Source organism: Mesorhizobium norvegicum, from assembly GCF_004919685.1.
GTDB classification, from domain to species: Bacteria; Pseudomonadota; Alphaproteobacteria; order Rhizobiales; family Rhizobiaceae; genus Mesorhizobium; species Mesorhizobium norvegicum.
Genome location: NZ_SMYZ01000012.1, coordinates 19,643 through 42,049, shown reverse-complemented (window position 1 = coordinate 42,049; position 22,407 = coordinate 19,643). Strand labels below are relative to the sequence as shown.

The following is a 22,407-nucleotide window of genomic DNA, read 5'->3' as shown; positions in this document are numbered from 1 at the left end:
AAGCCCGCTGCATGCAGCGCGGCTTTTTCAGATGTCGTGCAGGGATTTGCCTTGTCGTTACTGGGCTGCAGCCGGTGCCGGATGATCTCCGAAGATACCGCGCTGGCTGACCTGAATGCCGGCGGGGCCCAGAATGATGGCGAAAAGCACCGGCAGGAAAAACAGGATCATCGGCACGGTGAGCTTTGGCGGCAAGGCGGCTGCCTTCTTTTCGGCCGCATTCATGCGCATGTCGCGGCTTTCGGCTGCAAGCACGCGCAGTGCATGCGCCACCGGCGTGCCGTAACGCTCGGCCTGGACGAGTGCCTGCGACACCGACTTGACCGAATCCAGGCCGGTGCGGCTTGCCAGGTTCTCGTAGGCCTGCTTGCGCTCCTGCAGATAGGAAAGCTCGGCGTTGGTGAGGATGAATTCTTCCGCCAGTGCCACCGATTGCGCGCCGATCTCGTCGGCGACCTTGCGGAGTGCTGCTTCCACCGACATGCCCGATTCGACGCAGATCAGCAGCAGATCGAGCGCATCCGGCCATGCCATCTGGATCGACTGCTTGCGCTTGGTGGCGCGGTTGTTGACGTAGACGACCGGTGCGTAGAAGCCGCCATACGCAACGAGGATGCAGACGAACAGCCTGATGACCAATGGTTTGTCGGGCAATCCGCCGAGGACGAAGATGTAGATTGCGGCCAGCGCGAAGCCGACGAAGGGAAGCACGAGACGGAAGAAAAGAAACCGCGTCAGCGGATTTTGCCCGCGAAACCCGGCCACCTTGAGTTTCTGCAACGTGCCCTCGTCGGCGAGCGCGCGCCTCAGATCCAGCCGGTCGACAATGTTGCGCATGCCAACCGACTGTTCCTCGCGCAGGCCCTTGCGACGGCGATCCGCCTCGACGGCAAGCCGGGCGCGCTGCTTGGCACGCAGTTCGTCGCGTTCCAGTGCGACTGTTTTCATGCGCGACTTGAGCTGGTTTCCGCCAAACGCCGGCAGCAAGGTGAAGACGGTCGCAAACACCGCAATGGCGACCAGCAGCGCGATCAGGAAGGTCGGATCCGTCAGGGTTTTGATGACTTGCTCGGTCATGCCGCGATCCTAGACTTCGAAGTTCATCATTTTGCGCATCACAAAGATGCCGATCGACATCCAGACTGCCGAGCACCCAAGGATCAGGTGTCCAACGCTGGTGACGAACAGCGGCATCAGGTAGGCCGGGCTCGACAGGTAGACGAGAAAGGCGACGATGAAGGGCAGCGCACCGATGATCGCGGCGGACGCCTTGGCTTCCATCGACAGCGCCGCGACCTTGGCCTTCATCTTCTTGCGATCGCGGAGCACGCGCGAAAGATTGCCCAGCGCCTCGGAGAGATTGCCGCCGGCCTGCGACTGGATCTGGATGACGATGCCGAAGAAGCTTGCCTCCGTGCAAGGCATGGTTTCGGGCATGCGCAAGGTCGCATCGGGGATCGACAGGCCCATCTGCTGGGAATCGACGATTCGACGAAATTCAGTCTTCACCGGTTCGGGCGATTCGTTGGCGATCAGGCGCACGGCGTCGTTCAGCGGCAGGCCGGATTTTACGGCGCGCACGATGATGTCGAGCGCGTTTGGAAATTCGTTGAGGAATGCCTTGACGCGGCGGGCGCGACGAAACGAGACGAACCAGCGCGGCAGGCCGAGCGCGCCGGCCAGCAGCACCCCCGGCAAGACGATCAGCGGCGCTCCGGCCACAAAGGCAGCCATCGTCAAAGCGAGGCCGCATATGGCGGAGTATATATAGAAGCGCTCGATTGTGGTCTTCAGCCCGGCCTGACGGAGCTGGGCTTTCAGCGGCGGTTTCTTGACCGCGCTGTCCTTGGTTTTCTGCTTTGCGTCGAGCTCGTTGAGCGAATCCTGAACCGATTTGCGCCGCTTGACGGCTTCCGCTGCGCGGTCGCGCGAGGCCTTGACGACGGAACGATCCGTCTCGGCGGTCTTGATCGTTTCGAGCCGCTTGCCGACCTGTTTCTCGTTGCTGATCCGGGTGAACAGGAATGCATAGGCGACCCCGCCGGCGCTGAAGCCGGCGAGCACTACAAACGCCAGTACTGTGCCGTCAATTCCAAACATTGGCCCGAACCCTTACGCCCCAGGATGCGTCAGTCAGCGCGTTTCTCCATCGCCTCGAGCGCAATGGCGAGGCGCTGCTCCTCGCCATAATAGCGGGCCCGCTCCCAGAAATGCGGACGACCGATGCCGGTCGATACATGCTCTCCCAGCAGCCTGCCATTGGCGTCCTCGCCCTTGATGTTGTAGAGGACGATATCCTGCGTGATGATGACGTCGCCCTCCATTCCGATCACCTCGGTGATGTGGGTGATGCGACGCGATCCGTCACGCAGGCGCGCTGCCTGGATGATCACGTCGATGGAGCCGACGACGATTTCGCGCACTGTCTTCTGCGGCAGCGAATAGCCGCCCATGGCGATCATGGATTCGATACGGTTCAGGCATTCGCGCGGGCTGTTCGAGTGGATCGTTCCCATCGAACCGTCATGGCCGGTGTTCATCGCCTGCAGAAGGTCGAACACTTCGGGTCCGCGCACTTCGCCGACGATGATGCGCTCGGGACGCATGCGCAGGCAGTTCTTGACCAGGTCACGCATCGTCACCTCACCCTCGCCCTCCAGATTGGGCGGGCGGGTTTCGAGGCGCACGACATGCGGCTGCTGCAGTTGCAGCTCGGCCGAGTCCTCGCAGGTGATGACGCGCTCCTCGCGGTCGATATAGTTGGTCAGGCAGTTGAGCAGCGTCGTCTTGCCCGAGCCGGTACCGCCCGAGATGACGATGTTGCAGCGAACACGGCTGATGATCTTGAGAACTTCGGCGCCTTGGGGTGAAATGGCGCCGAACTTGACCAACTGATCGAGCGTCAGCTTGTCCTTCTTGAATTTGCGGATGGTGAGCGTGGCGCCGTCGATGGAGAGCGGCGGCGCGATGACGTTGACGCGGGAGCCGTCGGGAAGACGCGCGTCGCAGATCGGGCTGGATTCGTCGACACGGCGGCCAACCTGGCTGACGATGCGCTGGCAGATGTTGAGGAGCTGCTGGTTGTCACGGAAGCGGATGCCGGTCTGCTCGACCTTGCCGTTGACTTCGATGTAGACGTTCTTGGAGCCGTTGACCATGATATCGGCGATGTCGTCGCGCGCGAGCAGCGGCTCGAGCGGCCCATAGCCGAGCACATCGTTGCAGATGTCCTCGAGCAGTTCTTCCTGCTCGGCGATCGTCATCGCGAAATTCTTGATCGCGATGATGTCGTTGACGATGTCGCGGATTTCCTCGCGCGCGCTTTCCGGATCAAGCTTGGCGAGCTGCGATAGATCGATCGTGTCGATGAGCGCGGAGAAAACCTGGCTCTTGGTGTCGTAGTAGGTTTCGCTCTTTTCGCGCTGCGCCCGCTTCGGCTCAGGCGCCAATGGCGGTGCCTCGACCGCGCGCCGCGCCGGCGGCGCGACAGGCGCGCTTGGCGCGGCCGCGGGCCGGGCTAGAACTGCCGTGTCGGCAGAACTGGCAGCCGGCGGCGCGACAGGCGCCGGTGCTGGCTGGCGAAATTCCGGCGTGAACCGGTTGCCGTCGTCGCTGCCTCTTTTACCAAACATGATCGACTACCGATTCCACTGCTGAAGCATCACTTCTTGTTGCGCGAGAACTTGCCGAGCAGGCTGCCAAGCCCGGCCTTCTTCTTGGCCTTGATCTCACTGCGCCCGGTCAGCACATGCGCCATTTCGTTGATCATTGCGACAACCGGGTTCTTGGCATCCATCTCGCCAAGCATGCGTCCGTTGTTGGCGGCATTGCCGAACAGCAACGGATCAAAACCGATGACCGACATTGGCGACAGGCCGAGCGGCTCGGCGAAATCGGACGGCGAAATCTCCGGACGCTTTGGAACGCCGGCCTGGTTGATGATCAGCTTCGGCGGCGGGTCGTTGGGACGAAGCCGTTTGAGCATGTCGACGAGGTTCTTGGTGTTGCGTAGATTGGCCAGTTCCGGTGTCGCCGTGATGACGATCTCGTCGGCCTTGATCAGGGTGTTCTTGGTCCAGCCCGTCCAGACATGGGGAACATCGATCACCAAAAGCGGCACGCTGCGCTGGGCGGTGTCGATGAGCTGAGCGAAGGCCTCCGGATCGAAGTCATAGACCCGTTCGAGCGTCGAAGGTGCTGCCAGCAACGATAGATGCTCGGCGCACTGGGTGAGCAGCCGGTCAAGATAGACTTCATCGATGCGCTCCGGCGAAAACACCGCCTCGGCGATGCCTTGCGCCGGATCCTGGTCGAAATTGATGTTGGCCGTGCCGAAAGCGAGATCGAGATCGGCGACGACCACTTCGGATTTGAACAGGGAGGACATCGCCCAAGCCACATTGTGGGCAATCGTCGAGGAGCCGACGCCACCCTTGGCGCCGACAAAGGCGATCGAACGGCCGAGCGGCTCAGCTTCCGGATCGATGAAAATCGAGGACACCACGCTGACGATGTCGGCCATCGACACCGGTGCGATCACATATTCGGAAATGCCGTTACGGATGAGCTCGCGGTAGAGGCCGACATCATTGTAATGACCGATCACCACCACCTTCGAAGTCGGATCGCAATATTCCGAGAGCTGGGCGAGTTGCTCCAGCAATTGCTTGGGCTCGCTGCGCGATTCCAGCAAGATCAGGTTGGGCGTTGGCGCCGATTGGTAGAATTCGATGGCGGTGGGGACGCCGCCCATATGGACCTTGAGATGTGCCTTGGTCATGCGGCGGTCCTCGCCGGCGCGCTCGACCGGATTGGCAACGCCCTCGGTCTCGCAGAATGCCTGGATCGAGATGCGCGGGATCGGCCGCAATGCCTGCATCGCGGCGATGTCCTGCTGCGAGGTATCGCTGCCATCCACCGGGGCGTCGTAGGCAAGGTTGCTCATCGTCATGCTCTTTCGCGTAGCCTGTTCTGTTCGAGACTGCGGCTCAGTACGTCACTTCCGAATTGCCGAGGAACTCATCCGAGATGCCTCTTGCACGGTAGACGTCGATCACCTTGCCGCGATTCTCAGCATCGATGGTGGTCGACTTGCGCGGCCCGAGCAGGTCGTTGGGGTTGGCTATCTGGGCAGCAAGATTGTTCTGATAGGAGCAGCCGAAATCGGCATAGTGTTTGTTTTCCGATGTCTCCATCAGGTCATCGGGCCAGCGACCGCATTTGTCGGTCTGGGCCCTCACCGAGACAAAGGCGACGCGAACCGGCGAGGATACCTCGCTCGAGGCGGCCTGATAGGAGGTGACGACGATCCGGTTGCGCTTGACGCCGGCGGCGATCGCGAGCCGGGCGAAACCGCGGGCGGCCGCCGTTGCGGCGACCTCGTTGGCCGATCCGCTCGGGACCTGGATCGTCAGCGTCGGAGCGGCGCTCTTGTCGTAGCCATCCAGGAAGCCAAGAAGCGTATCGCGCTGCGCGCCGGTCATGCCGCGGTCACCTGCGCCAACAGGCAGGTCGATCTTCTGGTTCTTCTCCGCGATCACGATCGGGTGGTTGGTGCGATAGTCATCCGGAATGGCGCCGACCGTGATGCTGTCGCGCTGGGCGCAACCGGCCAGCAACGCCACAACCGCAACCGCCAGGGCCGGAACGGCTCGCCGGCAGGCCTGCGAACGGCCAAAGCGCATCGTTGTGGCGATGGTCCTTGCCTTCAATGCTGACTGAGACATGTCCGCTTCCCCGCTCACTTGTAGATGAAGCCGACAACGCCGTGGTAGCGGCCGTTGGGCTTGTCGGTCTGCATGGTGCCGTAGACGCGGTTGACGCGGCCAAGGAACATGGCGGCGCCGTCGCTGGCGGCGTTGAAATTGTCGTCGGGCTTGGCAAGCTCGTTGCGCGCCACGGGCTTCACCAGATAGGGCGTGATGATGACCACCAGCTCTGTCTCATTGCGCACGAAGTCCCTGCTGCGGAAGAGGGTGCCAAGTACCGGAATCTTTGTGAGGCCAGGCAACCCCGCGACAGCTTGACGGACATCGTCGCGCACCAGGCCGGCAATCATCATGGAGCCGCCGGAAGGCAACTCAACGGTGGTGTCCGCCAGACGTTTGCGGATCGACATCATAGTCATTCCAGGCAAATTGCCGGCAGCTTCGAGGGTGGCGGCACCTTCCATGGTCGGCTCCGATACGGAGGTTCTGACCTTGAGGCTGATCCTGCCAGCCGACAGCACCACGGGCTGGAACTCGAGACCTATGCCGTATTCGAGCTTGGTGTTGGTGTAGGTGATCTCGCCGGTCTGGTTGTCGGTTGAAACGTTTTGTGTACGCGAGGTGATGAGATTGAACTCGCCACCGACCTTGAACGTCGCCTTCTCGCCCGACACGGCGGTCAGTGTCGGCTCGGCCAGGGTCTTCATGACCCCGGATTGCTCCATCGCGTTGATGTAGGCCTGCAGAGGCGAAGTCGCATTGCCAAGACTCAGGCCCGAGTACTGCGACAGTGGCTTGCCCAATCCATAGGATGGAGAACTCAGCGCATTCCAGCTGATGCCGTTGGAGCTACCGCTCCCGACCATGTTGACGCCGAGCTGCTTCATCACCGAGCGGCTGACTTCGGCGACCGTCACCTTCAGCGTAACCTGATCGTCGCCGATGATCTGGAGCAGGTTGACGATCTTGCTGGTGCGGCGCTCCTGGTCCGGGTTGTTGATGTCCACACCGCTCTGGGACGAACCGCCGGCCGCGGTCTGCGAATATTGTCCCGTCGTTGCTTCACCGCCCGAGACGAAGATCGTCGCCAGGTCGACCGCGCGTTTTGCGTCCAGCGGCGTGTCGACCGTCCCTGTCAGGACGACGTTGTCATTCAGCAGTTCCACCTTGATGGTCGACGTCGGAATGAAGCGCTTGATATAGTCCTCAAGACCGGCAACGTCGCGTTCGACGGCCAGATCCAGGCTGACGATCTGCTCGCCATTCGGGCCGAAGACAAAGATGTTCGTCTCGCCGACCGCCTTGCCGAACAGATAGATGCGCCTTGCGGTGCGGGTCACCGCATCGGCCACCGCCGGATTGGCGACGAGAATGTCGTAGGCATCGCTCGGCAGGTCGATGACCACCGATTTGTTGAGGCCGAGCTTGACGCGCTGGGTGGCCGTCGATGCCGTGACCTGCGCGTTCTTTGCCTCGACAACGCCTTGCAGATTCGTTCCGACGAGCAGCAGGCCGAATGCCGCGGCTACAATTGCCGGCAGTTTACCATTTAGCCTCATTTCCTTGCCCCTACTTCGGAAACTTCGCCCGACTTGATCAGCCTCACCGTTCCCCTGCGGCCATTGCCGGAAACGAGATAGTCGGCCTCACCCAGATTCTTTTCCTGTGTGTCCGCGACCGCCCGCAGTGCCAGGGTCAGGCGATCCGCCATCTGTTGGGCGACGGTGATGATCTCTGCCTGCTTGGGCGTCAGTTCCAGCGTAGCGGTCTGGCCCACCCTGGTCTTCTTGCCTTCCTCGTCCTCCTGAATGGTCTGGTCGATGGCCAGGACACGGATGTTCTTGAGGATGGTCTCGGTGTTGAAGCCGGCGGCACCGCTGGCGGCATCGGCCCTGCGGGTCATGATGACATCGACGAAATCGTTCGGAAGAATGAAGCCGCCGGCCGATGTGTCGGCCGAGATGGCCGTGGCCACCGCCCGCATGCCGGAAGGCAGGATCGACGACATGAAGCTCTGCCCCTCGCCGATCAACTTGGAACGCCGCAGAGGCTCTCCGGCGTACATCGCCACACGGGCAACGGAACCCTTCAGCTTGTCCAGTGCCTCAGGCTCGGCGGTGCGGGTGATGAAATTCGCGTTGACGCCGGCGGCGGGCCAGGATTGCCAGGCGATGTTATTCTCGATCGGGCTGCCCATCGGAACGTCGCCCGAAAGCACAAGCACATCCTGCAGAGACACCGCAGGGGCCTGGGGGCCTGAATCGACGACCACCTGGGGCGGCGGTGCCACCATGTTTTTCGCGACATACCCAGCGCCACCCGCCGCGGCCACCGCCACGCTCAGAATTATCAATCGCGATGCTGGCATCTGTCCGAACCCTTGCCCTGGCAAACCACGTAGCCAAGCCGGACTTTGCAGCGGCAATCGTCAAAACAAGGTTAATGTAATGCTTACGATCGTGATTAATTTAAGGTTTACATAAATTAGACGGAATGTGGCCTGACCGGCGGAAATGACCGGGCCGGCCTTGTTGAAAAGCCTATTGGGGCAACGCGGATCAATAAAAGAAATCAGATTGTGTTCAGGCCGCCAGCCTGGCCAGCGCCCATACCATCAAAGGCGAATCCGGATAGGTCAGCAACCCGCCAAGCCCAAGGGCTACTCCGTAAGGAACACCTTTTGCCTCGTCGGCGAAATGGCGCAGAAACGGATTTTGGCCGGTAACGGCCGCAAGCAGCGACTTCCGGTAGAGGATGATCGCGAGCGTCAGCAGGCCACCGATGATTGTCGAGGCGACAAGATACTCGACGAGATTCACGTTGAGACCCATCCACATCGCGGTGGCAGCCAGAAGCTTGGCGTCGCCGCCGCCCATGCCGCCCATTGCAAACAGGCCGAACGTCACGGCAAGGACCAGGGCGCCGGCGGCGAAATGTCCGCCATAGGCCGCCCATTCCATGCCCGTCAGCGGCGCAACCAGCGCGAAGACAACGACGAGCAGTACCGGCACGCGATTGGCGATCGTCATCGACAGCATGTCGGAGATCGCGGCAAACAACATGCAGAACGGAAAAACGACGAAGATCAGGGCTTCAAGCATCGGCACTACGCCTATTGTCCGATTTCACCGGGCTCAATCTAGGCATGTTCGATTAACGATTGATGAGGCCCGGAACGAAAAGACGGCTGATACTGATATTGGCAGCGGCAAGGAAAAGGGCCGCCACGCGGCGGCCCTTTCCAGAACGCAATCCAAGTACTCGGCGATAAGGCCGATCAGCTGCCGCCCGGCGCGCTGTTCAAGGTGGTTCCGATCGTGGTGAACTTGGCGTTGAGTGCATTGCCGAGCGCGCCGGCGCCGGTGATGATGGCGAGCGCGATGAGAGCGGCGATCAGACCATATTCGATAGCGGTCGCGCCGGATTCGTCCTTCACAAAACGTGCGATGAGATTAGACATTTGAGAGCTCCTACTCCACGTGTTACAGCACTTCCGTCAACTTCTGTGATGGTTGATCGGATGCTGCCAATCTAGGGAGAAGCTCTTTCGATCGGCTTAATAAACAGCCTTACCGATTCCTTTCCCGGTTCGAACATATTGCGTGGTTAACTCCAGGCTAAGTGCCGACCGACCCTTCGTTTGCGGGTTTGGTGGCGCTTGCGACCCCGGCCGGAACGCAGCTCGGAGGCTGCCTTGCCGACCGTTGTACCATCGGCAACAACGTGTGCTTAACCGTTGGTTCACCAATCTCGTTCATGTTCCGTTGATCAGTCCGCTTGCGTGGAGCGCCTCAATGGCCCAGCCGAGATCGTCAATCCTGATTGCCGCGCTTCTTGCCGCCGCGACCTTCATCGCGCCCGCGATGGCCGGCGCCGGCATCGAGGTGACGATGAACCAGGCCAAGATCGTCAAACTGTCGCGCCCCGCCGACACGATCGTGGTCGGCAACCCGGCAATCGCCGACGCTTCCGTGCAGGACGCTTCGACGATCGTGCTGACCGGCAAAGGCTTCGGCGTCACCAATCTGGTCGTGCTCGACACGGATGGCAGCCCTATCGTCGACGAGCAGGTTACCGTGGTGCGGCAGGCCGCCTCGTCCGTGCGTATCTATCGGCGCGCCGAAATACAGACGATGTCCTGCACGCCCTATTGCGAAAGCTCCTTCAAGAGCGAGGCGGAGAAGGCCTCTGAAGCGGAGATGAGCGTCAGCCGGTAGGATGGCGCAATCGAATGCCGTTCAGGTTATCAGCTGGTTAAAACGCCAACGCTGACTTTAACGGTCATCCAAACCGGACCTCAATCGGTTTGCGCTAATGCTCCCTCCGAGACCGTATAGAGATCGGCAGGATCAGACATGAGCAAGGAATTCGGCTGCGCAGGCGACCACACGGCGAGACGCCCAAGGTTTTTCGCTCGTTTCCTTCGTGACCAGCGCGGCGCCACGGCAATAGAATTCGCAATCCTTTCAGTTCCGTTCGCCCTGCTTGTCTTTGCCATTCTGGAAAGCTGCATCGCGTTTGCCGGCCAGGAAGTGATGGCCAACATCACCGACGATGTCGCGCGCAAGCTGCGCACCGGCCAGTTGAGGGCGACCGACGTCGCCGGGACCAATTTGCGGGACATGATCTGCACAAAGCTGGAGATCATCGTTTCCCAGGATTGTCCCAATCAGCTGCTGGTGGATCTCCGCCAATATACAACATTCGCCGACGCGGCCACGGCGGGCTTCAAGATCAAAAACAACGATGTTCAGTTGACCAAAGGCACCGCCGAAGTGCCCTTTTCCATAACGGCGGGCGCGGCGGAATCGAGGAACATGCTTCGCGTCTTCTACAAATGGCCAATCATGACCGACCTGTTGGCGCAGTCGATGGGCGGCAACAAGACTCTGCATTTCGCATCGGTGACCTGGCAGAACGAGCCGTTCGACAACTGAGTTCGAGGCGGATGCACAAGCAGTAAAAGAAAAAGGGCAATGGGCATGATGCGTGCGGGGGCACATCTTAGGACTGCGGGAGTTTGGCGGAAGGCAAATCGATTCTGGTCCGATCGCCGCGGCATCGCGGCGGTCGAATTCGCTTTGATCATGCCTGTTCTGCTGATCATGTATTTCCTGACAATGGAGGCGTCACAGGCCATCGAGACCAGCAAGAAGGTCAGTCGTATCGGCAGCATGGTGGCCGATCTCGTCACCCAGCAGACAAGCGTCGTCAAGGCGGATGTCGACGCCATCATGCAGATCGGCAGCGTGACCCTTCAGCCCTACAACCGCTCGACCCCGACCATCACCATCACGGCAATACAGGTCTCGGCCGATGCGACGAGGGCACTGGTGGTATGGTCGCGCAAGTTGGTCGCCGGCGTCGCCAGCGCCGGCCCCGCGGCGACCACGGAAACCACGGTTCCAGCAACGCTCAAGGTCGCCAACACCTTCCTCATCCGCGTCGAAAGCAATCTCGGCTACACGCCGGTCATCGCCTGGACGGCGAGCAACCAACAGAAGCTTGGATTGACCTCCGCTTTCAGCAATATAACGATGGGCGAAACCTATTATCTGCGCCCCCGCAGAAGCGTGACTGTCCCTTGCGGCGACTGTTGAACAGAGACAGCCAGGCGGTTCGCAGGACCGCTCCGGCTCTACCACGTAATTCCTGACGGAAAACCGTTACACACTTTTGCGCTACTGCTGTGGACCGCTGCCCGAGACGAAGCGCACGATAGCAATGGCCATCTCGTAATCTTTTGGCGCCACGACAGCGAAGCCCCCGGAATGTTTCGATTCCAGGAGCTCGTAGACATCCGGCGTTATCGACTTGAGGTTGGTGAGGAACACGGTGAGCCGGCGCTTGGCTTCAGGATCGAGATCGCTACGGACGGCGTGAGGGCCATATCTCAGCAAGCCAGACGTCCATACGACCCGAAGCGCCGCCACCGAGAGCCCTGCCGCTTCGAGCCTTGCCTGCGTGCCCGATGTTTGCGGCTGGCCGTCGGCCGCGGCCGTCACCCAACCGAACAGGCCATCGGCCCTGCCATCGACCAGCATCGTTTCGGCCGCCGCAGCCGAGTCGGCATGGACCAGAAACGGTGCATCTTCCGCAACCTTGCGGCCTTCCGCCGTCAAAGCCGCCAATGGCAAGAGAGAACCGCCGACGCTGCCCGAAGGCGCCATGGCGATGCGATGGCTCTCTATCGCCGCCAGATCGGGCAGCTTGCCGTCCCGTGTCAGCAGAACGGAGCGGATGCCGATCGCGCCGTCGGAATCGACCGGAGCCACAAGCGGCTCGATACATGAGCAGCGATGCGAGGCCGTCGCATAGGCGGTGGCCGAATAGATCGCGTATTCGATGCGGGCATTGGCCTGCGCCTCGATCAGCGCGGCATAATCACGGGCAACGACAAACTCGACCCTCATGCCCAAGGCCTTGGAGTAGGCGTCGGTCAACACAGCCAGCCCCGGAACGGTGTTGCCGGCGCCTGGCTCGGCAACGATGCCGATGCGAAACGTGCCGATGTCATCGCGCCAGTCGGCATGCGCCGGATCGGACCAGAGCACGGCCTGCACCAACATGAGGGCAGCAGACGCCTTCAGCGCAACGCTCATGACAAAACCGCCGTCTGTTTTCCTAGACCCATGCCCGTCGCATCGTTGCGACATGCATTCTTTCGTTGCCCAAACCGCTGCACATCTTTGGGCGACATAACTGGACTATCGCGCCAAGCCGTTGCCGTTTGGTTTCCGAATTGCCAATGAAGTCGCGGAACCCTATGTCTGGTCGTTCAAACTGGCAACAACTCGATGGCGCGCGCTTTCCTCTTCGTTCTGGACTCTTTCGGCATCGGCGGCGCGGCCGACGCCGACCGCTACGGTGACGACGGCGCCAACACATTCGCGCATATTGCGGAAGCTTGTGCCGAAGGACGCGCGGATCGCGAAGGGCTTCGCAGTGGACCGCTGTTTGTCCCCCACATGGCCTCGCTCGGGCTTGGCAAGGCTGCCGAAACCGCGACGGGACTGGGCTTTGCCAGCAGCGGGACGGATCTGCTCAGCACTGCCTTCCATGGCGCCGCGCAGGAGGTTTCCAGCGGCAAGGACACGCCGTCGGGCCATTGGGAAATCGCCGGCCTGCCAGTGCGCTTCGACTGGGGCTATTTCCCGGATACGATTCCCGCCTTTCCGGCTGAACTGACCGAGGCGATCATCCGCGAAGGCAAGGTGCCGGGCATTCTCGGCAATTGTCATGCGCCGGGCACCGAGATCATCGAGCGCTTCGGCGAGGAGCACATCCGCACCGGCAAGCCGATCTGCTACACGTCGGTCGACTCGGTCCTGCAGATCGCCGCGCATGAAGCCCATTTCGGCCTCGAGCGGCTCTATGAATTCTGCAAGGTGGTGCGCGGGCTGGTTGATCCGCTGAGGATCGGACGGGTGATCGCGCGGCCTTTCGTCGGCGAAACCACCGCCACCTTCGAGCGCACATACAACCGTCATGACTACGCCGTGCCACCGCCGGAACCGACCCTGCTCGATCGGCTGACCGCGCGTGGCAGCCGTGTCATCGCCATCGGCAAGATCGGCGACATCTTCGCCCATCGCGGAATTTCGCAGGTGCGCAAGGGGGCGGGCAACATGGCCATGTTCGACGAGGCGCTGGGCGCGATGGACGATGCCGGCGACGGCGATCTCGTCTTCGCCAATTTCGTCGACTTCGACACCGAATTCGGTCATCGCCGCGATGTTGCAGGCTATGCTGCCGCGCTCGAGGCCTTCGACCGGCGGCTGCCGGAGGCATTTGCAAGGCTGCGGCAGGGCGATCTTCTCATCCTGACCGCCGACCACGGCAACGATCCGACCTGGCAAGGCACCGATCATACGCGCGAGCGCATTCCGGTGATCGGCACCGGACCGGGTTTCAAGGGCGGCGACATCGGGCTGAGAACGACATTCGCCGACATCGGCGAAACCGTGGCCGAGCATCTTGGGCTGGCGCACGGTCTTTACGGCACTTCTTTCTATACGGCGATTGGCGGTCATGCCTGAATTGCCGGAGGTCGAAACCGTCCGGCGCGGACTGCAGCCGGTCCTGGAAGGCGCCACCATTGCCCGTGTCGAGGCGCGCCGCCCGGATCTGCGCTTTCCATTTCCCGAGAAATTCTCGCAGCGGCTGACCGGCAAGACGATCACGGCACTCGGCCGGCGGGCCAAGTATCTGACGATGGACCTGGAAGGCGGTCCCGTGCTGATCTGCCATCTCGGCATGTCGGGCTCGTTCCGCATCGAGACGGCGGACGGCAGCGACATGCCAGGTATCTTCCACCACGACCGCTCGAAGAGTTCCAATCACGACCACGTCGTCTTCCATGTCGTATCTCCGGAAGGCGCCCGATCCCGCGTGATCTTCAATGATCCGCGCCGCTTCGGTTTCATGCTGTTTGCGGAAGGGCCGGACGTCCATCCGATGCTGGCCGGGTTAGGCGTTGAGCCAACGGGCAATACATTGGACGGCGCGCTGCTTGCCTCATTGATGAAAGGGCGACGATCACCGCTGAAGGCAGCGCTTCTCGACCAGAGGCTGATCGCCGGGCTCGGCAACATCTATGTGTCGGAGGCGCTGTGGCGCGCCAGCCTGTCGCCGCTGCGTGAGGCGGGCACGATCGCCAAACCCGGAAAGAAAGCCCAGGCCCAAAGCGAACACCTCGCCGAAGCCATCCGCTCGGTGATATCAGATGCGATCGCGGCCGGCGGATCCTCACTGCGCGATTATATGCAGACCGATGGGTCGCTGGGCTATTTCCAGCACTCCTTCGCCGTCTACGACCGCGAAGGCGAAGCCTGCTCGAAGCCCGGCTGCAGCGGCCACATCGAACGGATCGTACAGAGCGGCCGATCGACCTTCTATTGCCGGACATGTCAGCGGTGAGTTAGACGAGCGCGAGCGAGGAGAAGCAGCCATGACCTATGAAACGATCATCACCGAGACGCACGGCAAGGTCGGACTGATCACGCTGAACAGGCCCCAGGCGCTCAACGCGCTGAACTCGCAGGTCCTGACCGAACTGGTCGCAGCCGTGAACGCTTTCGGCGCCGATGCCGGTATCGGCGCCATGGTCATCACCGGTTCCGAAAAGGCTTTCGCCGCCGGCGCCGACATCAAGGAGATGCAGTCCATCTCCTATGCGGACGCCTACGCCCAAGACTTCTTCGTCGGCTGGGAAGAGCTTACGCGGGCGCGAAAGCCTGTTATCGCGGCGGTGGCGGGCTATGCACTCGGCGGCGGCTGCGAGCTGGCGATGATGTGCGATTTCATCATCGCCGCCGACACGGCCAAATTCGGCCAGCCCGAGATCACGCTCGGTGTCATTCCAGGCATGGGCGGGTCGCAACGGCTGACCCGCTTCGTCGGCAAGGCGAAGGCGATGGACATGTGCCTGACCGGGCGGATGATGGATGCCGCCGAAGCCGAGCGCTCGGGCCTGGTGTCGCGGGTCGTGCCTGCCGGCGAGCTTGTCGAGGAGGCGCTGAAGGCGGCAGCCAAGATCGCCGCTTTCTCGCTGCCGTCGGTGATGATGGCGAAGGAGGCTGTCAACCGCGCCTTCGAGACGACGCTTGCCGAGGGATTGCGGTTCGAGCGCCGGCTGTTTCACTCGCTGTTTGCACTGGACGATCAGAAGGAAGGCATGGCGGCCTTTGCCGAGAAGCGGAAGCCGAAATTCACCAACCGCTGACGCCAATCCTTTAGCTGCGAAGAAGATGGCCGTCGGCCGCCAAAAAGAAGGCCAGGCAGCGTTGACGCGCCGGAAAAGCTGAACTATAAGCCCCACCAACCGAGGCGGCCCCGTGGCTGCCCGTTTGTTTTTTGCGCCCTGCGGCATCCCGCATGCGCCGACCAGATCAGAAGAGAGGCATCATGGCCAATACATCCTCGGCCAAAAAGGCAACGCGCAAGATCGTCCGCCGCGCAGCGATCAACAAGAACCGCCGCTCGCGCGTGCGCACCTATATCCGCCAGGTCGAAGAGGCACTTGCCTCCGGTGACAAGGCTGCCGCACAGGCTGCCTTCAAGATCGCGGAGCCGGAATTGATGCGCGCCGCAACCAAGGGCGTGATCCACAAGAACACGGCATCCCGCAAGGTGTCGAGACTGGCTCAGCGGGTCAAAGTTCTGTCGGCCTGACATTACTTCCCTAGACTGACGTTCTTTAAACCCGGCCGCTTGTGCCGGGTTTTTTCGTTTGCCGGCAAGCACTTAAAAAGAATGTCCGGAAACGGCGTCTTGTGCGGATTTCACGATTGGGAATACTTTGCCGGCATATGCATGCCTGCTGTTGGTCGGCATGCTTGAAAAGGGCTGACTTAAAGATTCTTGGCTATCAGAAATAGCCCATACTTTTCAGACGCTTACAGATGGTGATCCACAGCTTGTCCACACCGGGCCAACCCGATGGGGGACAAGTAGCTGTCAAGCGAATTATTTCAGAATATTTCTCTCAGCGCCCAGTTTTTCATATTCGCCGGAAAAGGGTTTGAATCACAATGGCTTTGTTAAAATGTGCCGTTGCGGCACGCCACTCGAACCCGCCTCCAGTAACCAGATTCCTTAAAAATCCGTTAGAGGTGGCCTTGCCCTATCCACAGCGATTTCGGTAATGTCGATCTATCGAAAGGGACGGGCTCTGGGCCTTAAACCCAGCCTGAATCGGCCAGCTTAAATTGGCGGGATTTGCAACGCGGATCAAGTCCGCGGACCGATTTGGTTTGTCTTTTTTCGATACGGTAGGGGACTGGCGTAACTAGACATGGCAGGTAGACGGCGCGCCGGCGCTCTTTTCGCCGGACGATGTCGTATTGCCCTGACATACCCAACGCGGACTGGCTTCCATGGGCCGGCACCGGTTCCCTTGGATAATGGGCGACGTTCATCTGCCGGCGGCGGCAGCGGACATCGTAGCAAAGACTTAGGTCGCCGGAATCGGATGCAGGAGGCGCATCCCCGGCGGAAAACAGGTACGGAAGGACAAGGAAAAGATCATGCAGAGCGGCATCGAAAGGGAACTTACGGGCGACCTCCCATTTCCTGGAACTTTGATCGGAGCAAACGACATGGCGGTCTCCAGCGACGCGGAACAAAAATTCGACCGGGTCAAGACCCAGTTGAAGGCGCGCCTGGGAACCGAAGTCTATTCGAGCTGGTTTGGCCGCATGAAGGTCGCGGAGGCTTCCAAGGGCATTGTCCGCATCTCGGTGCCCACCGCCTTCCTGCGCTCATGGATCAACGGCCACTATCTCGACCTCATCTCCGAGCTGTGGAAGCAGGAAGATCCCGATCTCCTCAAGATCGACATTGTCGTGCGCACGGCAACCCGTCAGGGACGCAGCCAGGCCGAGCCGGAGGTGGTCCCTGCACGCAGCAAGATGACGCGGCAGACGCAGACGGCGCTTGCCGCCGGCACCGTCAGTCCCGGCCGGACAGAGCGTGCACCGGCTCCGCGTCCGGGCACACCGATCGAGAGTGAATTCCGCCACAATGTGCTGGGGTCACCGCTTGACCCTCGCTACACGTTCGGCTCCTTCATCGAGGGACCGTCGAACCGGGTGGCCTTCGCCGCCGCCAAGGCAGTGGCGGAATCGCAATCGAGCGCGGTGCGCTTCAATCCGCTTTTCCTTCACGCAACCGTCGGGCTCGGCAAGACACATTTGTTGCAGGCCATCGCCGCGGAATCGCTGAAGCAGAACCCCAAGTCGCGCGTCGTCTATCTCACGGCCGAGTATTTCATGTGGCGCTTTGCCACCGCGATCCGCGACAACAACGCGCTGACGCTCAAGGAACAGCTGCGCGACATCGACCTGCTCATCATCGACGACATGCAGTTCCTGCAGGGCAAGTCGATCCAGCATGAATTCTGCCACCTGATCAATATGTTGCTGGACAGCGCCAAGCAGGTCGTCGTCGCCGCCGACCGGCCGCCGTCGGAGCTGGAATCGCTCGAGCCGCGGGTCCGTTCGCGCCTCAATGGCGGTGTCGCGCTTGAAATGTCGGCGCCCGATTTCGCCATGCGCCTTGGCATGCTCAAATTGCGCCTTGCCACCGCCAGGGTCGATGACGCATCGCTGAACATTTCGGAAGAGATCCTCAATCACGTCGCACGCACCGTGACCGGCAGCGGACGCGAACTGGAAGGCGCCTTCAACCAGTTGCTGTTCCGTCAATCCTTCGAGCCGCAGATCACCATCGACCGGATCGACGAGATCCTCGGCCACATCTATCGCACCGGCGAGCCGAAGCGGGTTCGTATCGAGGACATCCAGCGCATCGTCGCGCGCCACTACAATGTGTCGAAGACCGAATTGCTGTCCAACCGGCGCACGCGCACCATCGTCAAGCCGCGGCAGGTCGCCATGTACCTGTCGAAGGTGATGACGCCGCGCTCGCTGCCCGAGATCGGGCGGCGTTTCGGCGGCCGCGATCACACCACGGTGCTGCATGCCGTGCGCAAGATCGAGGACCTTTCCGGCAACGACAACACGCTGGCGCAGGAACTTGAGCTCTTGAGGCGGTTGATCAACGACCAGGCCTGACCGGAACCGGGGGCGAACCGGAACAACACCGGAATTCAATGGCTTGCCAGTGCGGCCCGGAGCCCGGAATGGGCTTGTGGCGCCGCCTGGAAGCGGCCCGGATTTCGGTTTTACGACACCGGCTCGCGGACTTCGTGCCCTTTATCCCCAGAAAGCCGGCGTAGCCTGCCCGAACCGGTGGCGCGGGCTTGCGTTTGCTGGTTTTTTCCTGTCAGTTTAGGCAGATTCTGAGCCTGTTCAGACCTTTCGCGGGGCGCCGCCCACTGGTGACCCGTCATTCATTCAAGCGAGCCTGTTTCGTCATGCGTGTTATCCTGGAACGGTCAAATCTCCTGAAGTCGCTCAACCACGTCCACCGTGTGGTCGAGCGGCGCAACACCATACCGATCCTGTCCAACGTGCTGCTCAGCGCCGAGGGCGCCAGCCTTGAAATGAAGGCGACCGACCTCGACCTCGAGGTGACGGAAGCGACGCCCGCCAAGGTGGAGCGCGGCGGGGCGACGACGGTTCCGGCACATCTGCTCTACGACATCGTTCGCAAGCTCGCCGATGGGGCCGAGGTGATGCTGAAGACGGACGAGGACGGCAACGCCATGACGGTGACGTCAGGCCGATCGAGCTTCCGCCTCCAGTGCCTGCCGCAATCCGACTTCCCGGAGCTTTCGGCCGGATCCTTCTCGCATATCTTCCGTCTCGACTCGGTTGCCCTGAGAGGCCTGATCGAGAAGACCCAGTTCGCCATCTCCACCGAGGAGACGCGCTACTACCTGAACGGCATCTACCTGCACACGCATGAGGTTGGCGGCAAGCTGAAGCTGCGCTCGGTGGCGACCGACGGCCACCGTCTGGCGCGCGCCGAGATCGACGCACCGGCAGGTTCCGAGGGCATGCCGGGCATCATCATTCCGCGCAAGACGGTGAGCGAGCTGCAGAAGCTGGTCGACGACCCGGATGTTGCGGTCACCACCGAACTGTCGGACACCAAGATCCGCTTCACCATCGGCAGCGTGGTTTTGACCTCGAAGCTGATCGACGGCACCTTCCCCGATTATCAGCGGGTCATTCCGACCGGCAACGACAAGAAGCTGATCATCGACCGACAGAGCTTCGCTGCCGCTGTCGATCGCGTCTCGACCATCTCTTCCGAACGCGGCCGCGCGGTGAAGCTGTCGATCAGCGAGGGTCAGGTGACGCTTGCGGTCAATAATCCGGATTCGGGCAGCGCCACCGAGGAATTGGCCGCCGACTATTCGTCCGATCCGATCGAGATCGGCTTCAACGCCAAATACCTGCTCGACGTTGCCGCGCAGCTGACCGGCACGGAGGCCAAGTTCATGCTGGCCGATGCGGGTTCGCCGACGCTGATCCACGACATGGCCGACGAGACCGCACTCTATGTGCTGATGCCGATGCGGGTGTAGCCGGCGCGGTGTCAGCAATTCGGTCCTGTGATGGACCGGCGGCAAGAGCGATGTTTGCGGCAACTTCTAGAGCAATTCCAGGAAAAGTGTGAAGCGGTTTTCCGTCCGGAATTGCGTCAAAACAAAGAGATAGAGCGGTTCTGCGTTTCCGTGAAACGATGGACCGCTCTACAGGCGGATAGCGGTTGCCGGCACAGAACCATATAAGTAAGCTAACACTTACTAATTTTCGCAACTATGCGGCGCTGACGATCGATCTGGCGCCAGGTGCCGTGGTTTTTTCCGGCGACAACGGCGCCGGCAAGACCAATCTCCTCGAAGCGATCTCTTTTTTGACACCGGGGCGTGGCTTGCGCCGCGCGCCCTACGCAGACGTCGCGCGCGAGGGTGGCGACGGCGGCTTTGTGCTGCATGCCCGGCTCGACGGGCCTGACGGCCAGGTCGAGATCGGAACAGGCATTTCCGGTGGAGACACCGCCGGCGAAGGCGGCAGACGAGTGCGCATCAACGGAGCTCCGGCGCGTTCGGCCGAGGACATGCTGGAATGGCTGCGCGTGGTGTGGCTGACGCCGGCGATGGACGCGTTGTTCACCGGGCCGGCCGCGGATCGCCGCCGCTTTCTCGACCGGCTGGTGCTGGCGATCGACCCCGACCACGGGCAACGTGCGATCGACTACGAGAAGGCGATGCGTGGTCGTAACCGCTTGCTTACCGAAGGTTCTCGAGACGACCGCTGGTTCGACGCGATCGAGACGCAGATGGCCGAAACCGGTGTGGCGATCGCCGCGGCGCGAGCCGAGATGGTGCGCCTGCTCGCCGCCATGATCGACAGGCTGCCCGACACGGGACCGTTTCCGCAGGCCGATATCGGCCTTTCGGGCGATCTGGAAGCCGAAATCGCCGCCGCGCCGGCGGTCGATGTCGAGGAGCGCTTCCGCCGGACGCTTGTCGAGGGCCGTGACCGTGATCGTGCCGCCGGACGCACGCTCGAGGGCCCGCATCGTTCAGACCTGGTGGTTCGGCACCGTCCCAAGGCGATGCCGGCCGAGCTTTGCTCGACAGGCGAGCAAAAGGCGCTGCTGGTCGGCATCGTGCTGTCGCATGCCCGGCTGACCGGCGAAATGTCGGGCATGACGCCGATCCTGTTGCTCGACGAGATCGCCGCGCATCTCGATAGCGGGCGGCGCGCGGCGCTGTTTTCCATCCTCGAGGACTTGAACTGCCAGGCATTCATGACCGGAACCGATGCGGCGCTGTTTTCCAGCCTGGCAGGTCGTGCGCAGTTCCTGACGGTCGACCATGGTAGGGTTGGGCCAACGATCTAGCTCTTATGCATGTCGTTGTCCGCTTCACACTTTTAGGCGACATGCATTAGCCCCTGACAAGGTTTTCCTGGCGCTATATGGTCCGGCAATGACCCCTGCCGCCCTGACTGCCGACGAGATCGAACGCTATGCCCGCCATATCGTGCTGCCCGAGATCGGCGGCGCCGGCCAGCAGAGGCTGAAGCAGGCGCGGGTGCTGGTCATCGGCGCCGGGGGGCTGGGCGCGCCGGTGCTCGAATATCTTGCCGCCGCCGGCGTCGGCACGCTCGGCGTGGTCGATGATGACACCGTTTCGCTGTCCAACCTGCAGCGTCAGGTCATCCACGGCACCGACACTGTCGGCATGCTGAAAACCAATAGCGCCAAGGCAACAATCGCGCGCATCAATCCCAACACTACGGTTGAAACGCACGCAATCCGGCTGAACCCGGACAATGCACCTGCCCTCGTCGCCGGCTATGACATCGTCGTCGACGGCTCCGACAATTTCGAAACCCGCTATGCGGTGGCTGATGCCTGCGCGAGCGTCGGGAAGCCGTTGGTGCATGCCGCCGTCGGACGCTTCGACGGCTCCGTCACGGTGCTGAAGCCATTCGAAGACGGCAAGGACGGCAAGCCCAACCCAGGCTATCGCGATCTGTTTCCGGAAGCGCCACCGCCGGGCCTGGTGCCGTCCTGTGCCGAAGCCGGCGTGCTTGGCGCGCTGACCGGCGTCATCGGCACTCTGCAGGCGATGGAGGCGATCAAGCTGATCACCGGCATCGGCGAACCGCTGGTCGGCCGGCTGTTGCTCTATGATGCGCTGGCGGCGCGCTTCGATACGATCCGCTACAAGAGAAACTGACCCCGTGGAGCGGACCGATGCCGTCCTCATCACACAGATCCCGGCCGATTTCGACCGCTGGGACGATGTGCTCGCATTGATCATGCGTGCCTTCGCCTCGATGGACGGCGTCATCGACCCGCCCTCCTCGGCCCACCTGCTGACCGCCGACAGCCTGCGGGACAAGGCGCGACGGGAGATCGGCTTCGTGGTGCTCAAGGGCAACCGGATCGTCGGCTGCGTCTTTGCCCTTGAAAGGGCGGAGGAACTCTATGTCGGCAAGCTTGCCGTGGCGCCGGACTGCCAGGGACAAGGCATTGGCCGGTGGCTGATGCAGGCGGTCGAAGACCTTGCCCGCAGCCGCGGCAAGGGCGCCATCGAGCTTCAGACGCGGATCGAGCTGACCGCAAACCATGCAGCCTTTGCCCGCTTCGGTTTTCATGAGACCGAGCGGACGGCGCATGAGGGCTACATCAGGCCGACCTCGATCACCATGCGCAAGGCTCTTTCGTAAGTCAGGGCTTTCATTCCAAAGACCGGAGAACGTTGCGCTAC

The 22,407-nt window shown here is 61.7% G+C and carries 22 protein-coding genes; 12 read left to right on the top strand and 10 right to left on the bottom strand.

Going from position 1 to position 22,407, the window contains the following annotated elements:
• Positions 1-57: 57 nt before the first annotated feature.
• The 9 genes from FCU66_RS04820 to FCU66_RS04780 all read right to left on the bottom strand — a co-directional run bounded on the left by FCU66_RS04820 (position 58) and on the right by FCU66_RS04780 (position 9,168).
• The gene (locus FCU66_RS04820; protein WP_136619617.1) at positions 58-1,077 is read right to left on the bottom strand and encodes a type II secretion system F family protein; all 1,020 of its coding nucleotides are present in this window, start codon (positions 1,075-1,077) and stop codon (positions 58-60) included.
• A 9-nt stretch (positions 1,078-1,086) separates the two neighbouring features.
• Positions 1,087-2,100: a type II secretion system F family protein gene (locus FCU66_RS04815; protein WP_136619616.1), complete on the bottom strand. Its 1,014-nt coding sequence runs from the start codon at positions 2,098-2,100 to the stop codon at positions 1,087-1,089.
• A 29-nt stretch (positions 2,101-2,129) separates the two neighbouring features.
• A complete protein-coding gene (locus FCU66_RS04810) occupies positions 2,130-3,632 on the bottom strand; it encodes a TadA family conjugal transfer-associated ATPase (RefSeq protein ID WP_136619615.1) in 1,503 nt (500 codons plus the stop codon).
• 29 nt (positions 3,633-3,661) lie between these two features.
• Positions 3,662-4,951, bottom strand: a complete 1,290-nt coding sequence (locus FCU66_RS04805) for a CpaE/TadZ family protein (RefSeq protein WP_136619614.1) — start codon at positions 4,949-4,951, stop codon at positions 3,662-3,664.
• Between the two features lie 37 nt (positions 4,952-4,988).
• A complete protein-coding gene (locus FCU66_RS04800) occupies positions 4,989-5,726 on the bottom strand; it encodes a CpaD family pilus assembly protein (protein ID WP_136619613.1) in 738 nt (245 codons plus the stop codon).
• A 14-nt stretch (positions 5,727-5,740) separates the two neighbouring features.
• Positions 5,741-7,267, bottom strand: coding sequence for a type II and III secretion system protein family protein (locus FCU66_RS04795; RefSeq protein ID WP_136619612.1), 1,527 nt, complete (start codon positions 7,265-7,267; stop codon positions 5,741-5,743).
• A complete protein-coding gene (cpaB, locus tag FCU66_RS04790; protein ID WP_136619611.1) occupies positions 7,264-8,076 on the bottom strand; it encodes a Flp pilus assembly protein CpaB in 813 nt (270 codons plus the stop codon). The genes FCU66_RS04795 and cpaB overlap by 4 nt, the downstream gene beginning before the upstream one ends.
• A gap of 214 nt (positions 8,077-8,290) precedes the next feature.
• The gene (locus FCU66_RS04785; RefSeq protein WP_136619610.1) at positions 8,291-8,809 is read right to left on the bottom strand and encodes an A24 family peptidase; all 519 of its coding nucleotides are present in this window, start codon (positions 8,807-8,809) and stop codon (positions 8,291-8,293) included.
• Between the two features lie 176 nt (positions 8,810-8,985).
• Positions 8,986-9,168, bottom strand: a complete 183-nt coding sequence (locus FCU66_RS04780; RefSeq protein WP_136619609.1) for a Flp family type IVb pilin — start codon at positions 9,166-9,168, stop codon at positions 8,986-8,988.
• A 334-nt stretch (positions 9,169-9,502) separates the two neighbouring features.
• On the opposite strand from FCU66_RS04780, the gene FCU66_RS04775 reads away from it, so the two are divergent.
• The 3 genes from FCU66_RS04775 to FCU66_RS04765 all read left to right on the top strand — a co-directional run bounded on the left by FCU66_RS04775 (position 9,503) and on the right by FCU66_RS04765 (position 11,308).
• Positions 9,503-9,925: a pilus assembly protein N-terminal domain-containing protein gene (locus tag FCU66_RS04775; RefSeq protein WP_136619608.1), complete on the top strand. Its 423-nt coding sequence runs from the start codon at positions 9,503-9,505 to the stop codon at positions 9,923-9,925.
• Between the two features lie 138 nt (positions 9,926-10,063).
• Positions 10,064-10,645 carry a TadE/TadG family type IV pilus assembly protein gene (locus FCU66_RS04770; protein ID WP_136619607.1) on the top strand — a complete coding sequence of 194 codons (582 nt, stop codon included), beginning with the start codon at positions 10,064-10,066 and terminating at the stop codon, positions 10,643-10,645.
• Positions 10,646-10,690: 45 nt separating this feature from the next.
• A complete protein-coding gene (locus FCU66_RS04765; protein ID WP_136619664.1) occupies positions 10,691-11,308 on the top strand; it encodes a TadE/TadG family type IV pilus assembly protein in 618 nt (205 codons plus the stop codon).
• Positions 11,309-11,389: 81 nt separating this feature from the next.
• On the opposite strand, the gene FCU66_RS04760 is transcribed toward FCU66_RS04765, so the two are convergent.
• Positions 11,390-12,310: a phosphate/phosphite/phosphonate ABC transporter substrate-binding protein gene (locus FCU66_RS04760; protein WP_168991975.1), complete on the bottom strand. Its 921-nt coding sequence runs from the start codon at positions 12,308-12,310 to the stop codon at positions 11,390-11,392.
• Positions 12,311-12,505: 195 nt separating this feature from the next.
• Between FCU66_RS04760 and FCU66_RS04755 the strand changes: the two genes are divergently transcribed.
• The 9 genes from FCU66_RS04755 (at position 12,506) to FCU66_RS04715 (ending at position 22,366) form a co-directional block, all read left to right on the top strand.
• Positions 12,506-13,747: a phosphopentomutase gene (locus FCU66_RS04755; protein ID WP_136619605.1), complete on the top strand. Its 1,242-nt coding sequence runs from the start codon at positions 12,506-12,508 to the stop codon at positions 13,745-13,747.
• The gene (gene mutM / locus FCU66_RS04750; RefSeq protein WP_136619604.1) at positions 13,740-14,627 is read left to right on the top strand and encodes a bifunctional DNA-formamidopyrimidine glycosylase/DNA-(apurinic or apyrimidinic site) lyase; all 888 of its coding nucleotides are present in this window, start codon (positions 13,740-13,742) and stop codon (positions 14,625-14,627) included. The genes FCU66_RS04755 and mutM overlap by 8 nt, the downstream gene beginning before the upstream one ends.
• Positions 14,628-14,658: 31 nt before the next feature.
• Positions 14,659-15,432, top strand: coding sequence for an enoyl-CoA hydratase (locus FCU66_RS04745; RefSeq protein WP_136619603.1), 774 nt, complete (start codon positions 14,659-14,661; stop codon positions 15,430-15,432).
• A 182-nt stretch (positions 15,433-15,614) separates the two neighbouring features.
• Complete coding sequence (gene rpsT, locus FCU66_RS04740) at positions 15,615-15,881, top strand: 30S ribosomal protein S20 (protein ID WP_013533694.1); 267 nt, start codon at positions 15,615-15,617, stop codon at positions 15,879-15,881.
• Between the two features lie 926 nt (positions 15,882-16,807).
• Complete coding sequence (gene dnaA, locus FCU66_RS04735) at positions 16,808-18,283, top strand: chromosomal replication initiator protein DnaA (protein ID WP_246093787.1); 1,476 nt, start codon at positions 16,808-16,810, stop codon at positions 18,281-18,283.
• Between the two features lie 302 nt (positions 18,284-18,585).
• Positions 18,586-19,704 carry a DNA polymerase III subunit beta gene (dnaN, locus tag FCU66_RS04730; RefSeq protein ID WP_109666422.1) on the top strand — a complete coding sequence of 373 codons (1,119 nt, stop codon included), beginning with the start codon at positions 18,586-18,588 and terminating at the stop codon, positions 19,702-19,704.
• A 185-nt stretch (positions 19,705-19,889) separates the two neighbouring features.
• The gene (gene recF / locus FCU66_RS04725; RefSeq protein WP_136619601.1) at positions 19,890-21,029 is read left to right on the top strand and encodes a DNA replication/repair protein RecF; all 1,140 of its coding nucleotides are present in this window, start codon (positions 19,890-19,892) and stop codon (positions 21,027-21,029) included.
• 88 nt (positions 21,030-21,117) lie between these two features.
• Entirely contained in the window at positions 21,118-21,873 is a 756-nt protein-coding gene (locus FCU66_RS04720; RefSeq protein ID WP_136619600.1) for a molybdopterin-synthase adenylyltransferase MoeB, read from the top strand.
• 4 nt (positions 21,874-21,877) lie between these two features.
• Positions 21,878-22,366, top strand: coding sequence for a GNAT family N-acetyltransferase (locus FCU66_RS04715; RefSeq protein WP_136619599.1), 489 nt, complete (start codon positions 21,878-21,880; stop codon positions 22,364-22,366).
• Positions 22,367-22,407: the final 41 nt, after the last annotated feature.

Coding starts and splice junctions, on each gene's coding strand:
- FCU66_RS04820 (WP_136619617.1), bottom strand. CDS start 1,077: ATGACCGAGCAAGTCATCAAAACCCTGACGGATCCGACCTTCCTGATC.
- FCU66_RS04815 (WP_136619616.1), bottom strand. CDS start 2,100: ATGTTTGGAATTGACGGCACAGTACTGGCGTTTGTAGTGCTCGCCGGC.
- FCU66_RS04810 (WP_136619615.1), bottom strand. CDS start 3,632: ATGTTTGGTAAAAGAGGCAGCGACGACGGCAACCGGTTCACGCCGGAA.
- FCU66_RS04805 (WP_136619614.1), bottom strand. CDS start 4,951: ATGACGATGAGCAACCTTGCCTACGACGCCCCGGTGGATGGCAGCGAT.
- FCU66_RS04800 (WP_136619613.1), bottom strand. CDS start 5,726: ATGTCTCAGTCAGCATTGAAGGCAAGGACCATCGCCACAACGATGCGC.
- FCU66_RS04795 (WP_136619612.1), bottom strand. CDS start 7,267: ATGAGGCTAAATGGTAAACTGCCGGCAATTGTAGCCGCGGCATTCGGC.
- cpaB (WP_136619611.1), bottom strand. CDS start 8,076: ATGCCAGCATCGCGATTGATAATTCTGAGCGTGGCGGTGGCCGCGGCG.
- FCU66_RS04785 (WP_136619610.1), bottom strand. CDS start 8,809: ATGCTTGAAGCCCTGATCTTCGTCGTTTTTCCGTTCTGCATGTTGTTT.
- FCU66_RS04780 (WP_136619609.1), bottom strand. CDS start 9,168: ATGTCTAATCTCATCGCACGTTTTGTGAAGGACGAATCCGGCGCGACC.
- FCU66_RS04775 (WP_136619608.1), top strand. CDS start 9,503: ATGGCCCAGCCGAGATCGTCAATCCTGATTGCCGCGCTTCTTGCCGCC.
- FCU66_RS04770 (WP_136619607.1), top strand. CDS start 10,064: ATGAGCAAGGAATTCGGCTGCGCAGGCGACCACACGGCGAGACGCCCA.
- FCU66_RS04765 (WP_136619664.1), top strand. CDS start 10,691: ATGATGCGTGCGGGGGCACATCTTAGGACTGCGGGAGTTTGGCGGAAG.
- FCU66_RS04760 (WP_168991975.1), bottom strand. CDS start 12,310: ATGAGCGTTGCGCTGAAGGCGTCTGCTGCCCTCATGTTGGTGCAGGCC.
- FCU66_RS04755 (WP_136619605.1), top strand. CDS start 12,506: ATGGCGCGCGCTTTCCTCTTCGTTCTGGACTCTTTCGGCATCGGCGGC.
- mutM (WP_136619604.1), top strand. CDS start 13,740: ATGCCTGAATTGCCGGAGGTCGAAACCGTCCGGCGCGGACTGCAGCCG.
- FCU66_RS04745 (WP_136619603.1), top strand. CDS start 14,659: ATGACCTATGAAACGATCATCACCGAGACGCACGGCAAGGTCGGACTG.
- rpsT (WP_013533694.1), top strand. CDS start 15,615: ATGGCCAATACATCCTCGGCCAAAAAGGCAACGCGCAAGATCGTCCGC.
- dnaA (WP_246093787.1), top strand. CDS start 16,808: ATGGCGGTCTCCAGCGACGCGGAACAAAAATTCGACCGGGTCAAGACC.
- dnaN (WP_109666422.1), top strand. CDS start 18,586: ATGCGTGTTATCCTGGAACGGTCAAATCTCCTGAAGTCGCTCAACCAC.
- FCU66_RS04720 (WP_136619600.1), top strand. CDS start 21,118: ATGACCCCTGCCGCCCTGACTGCCGACGAGATCGAACGCTATGCCCGC.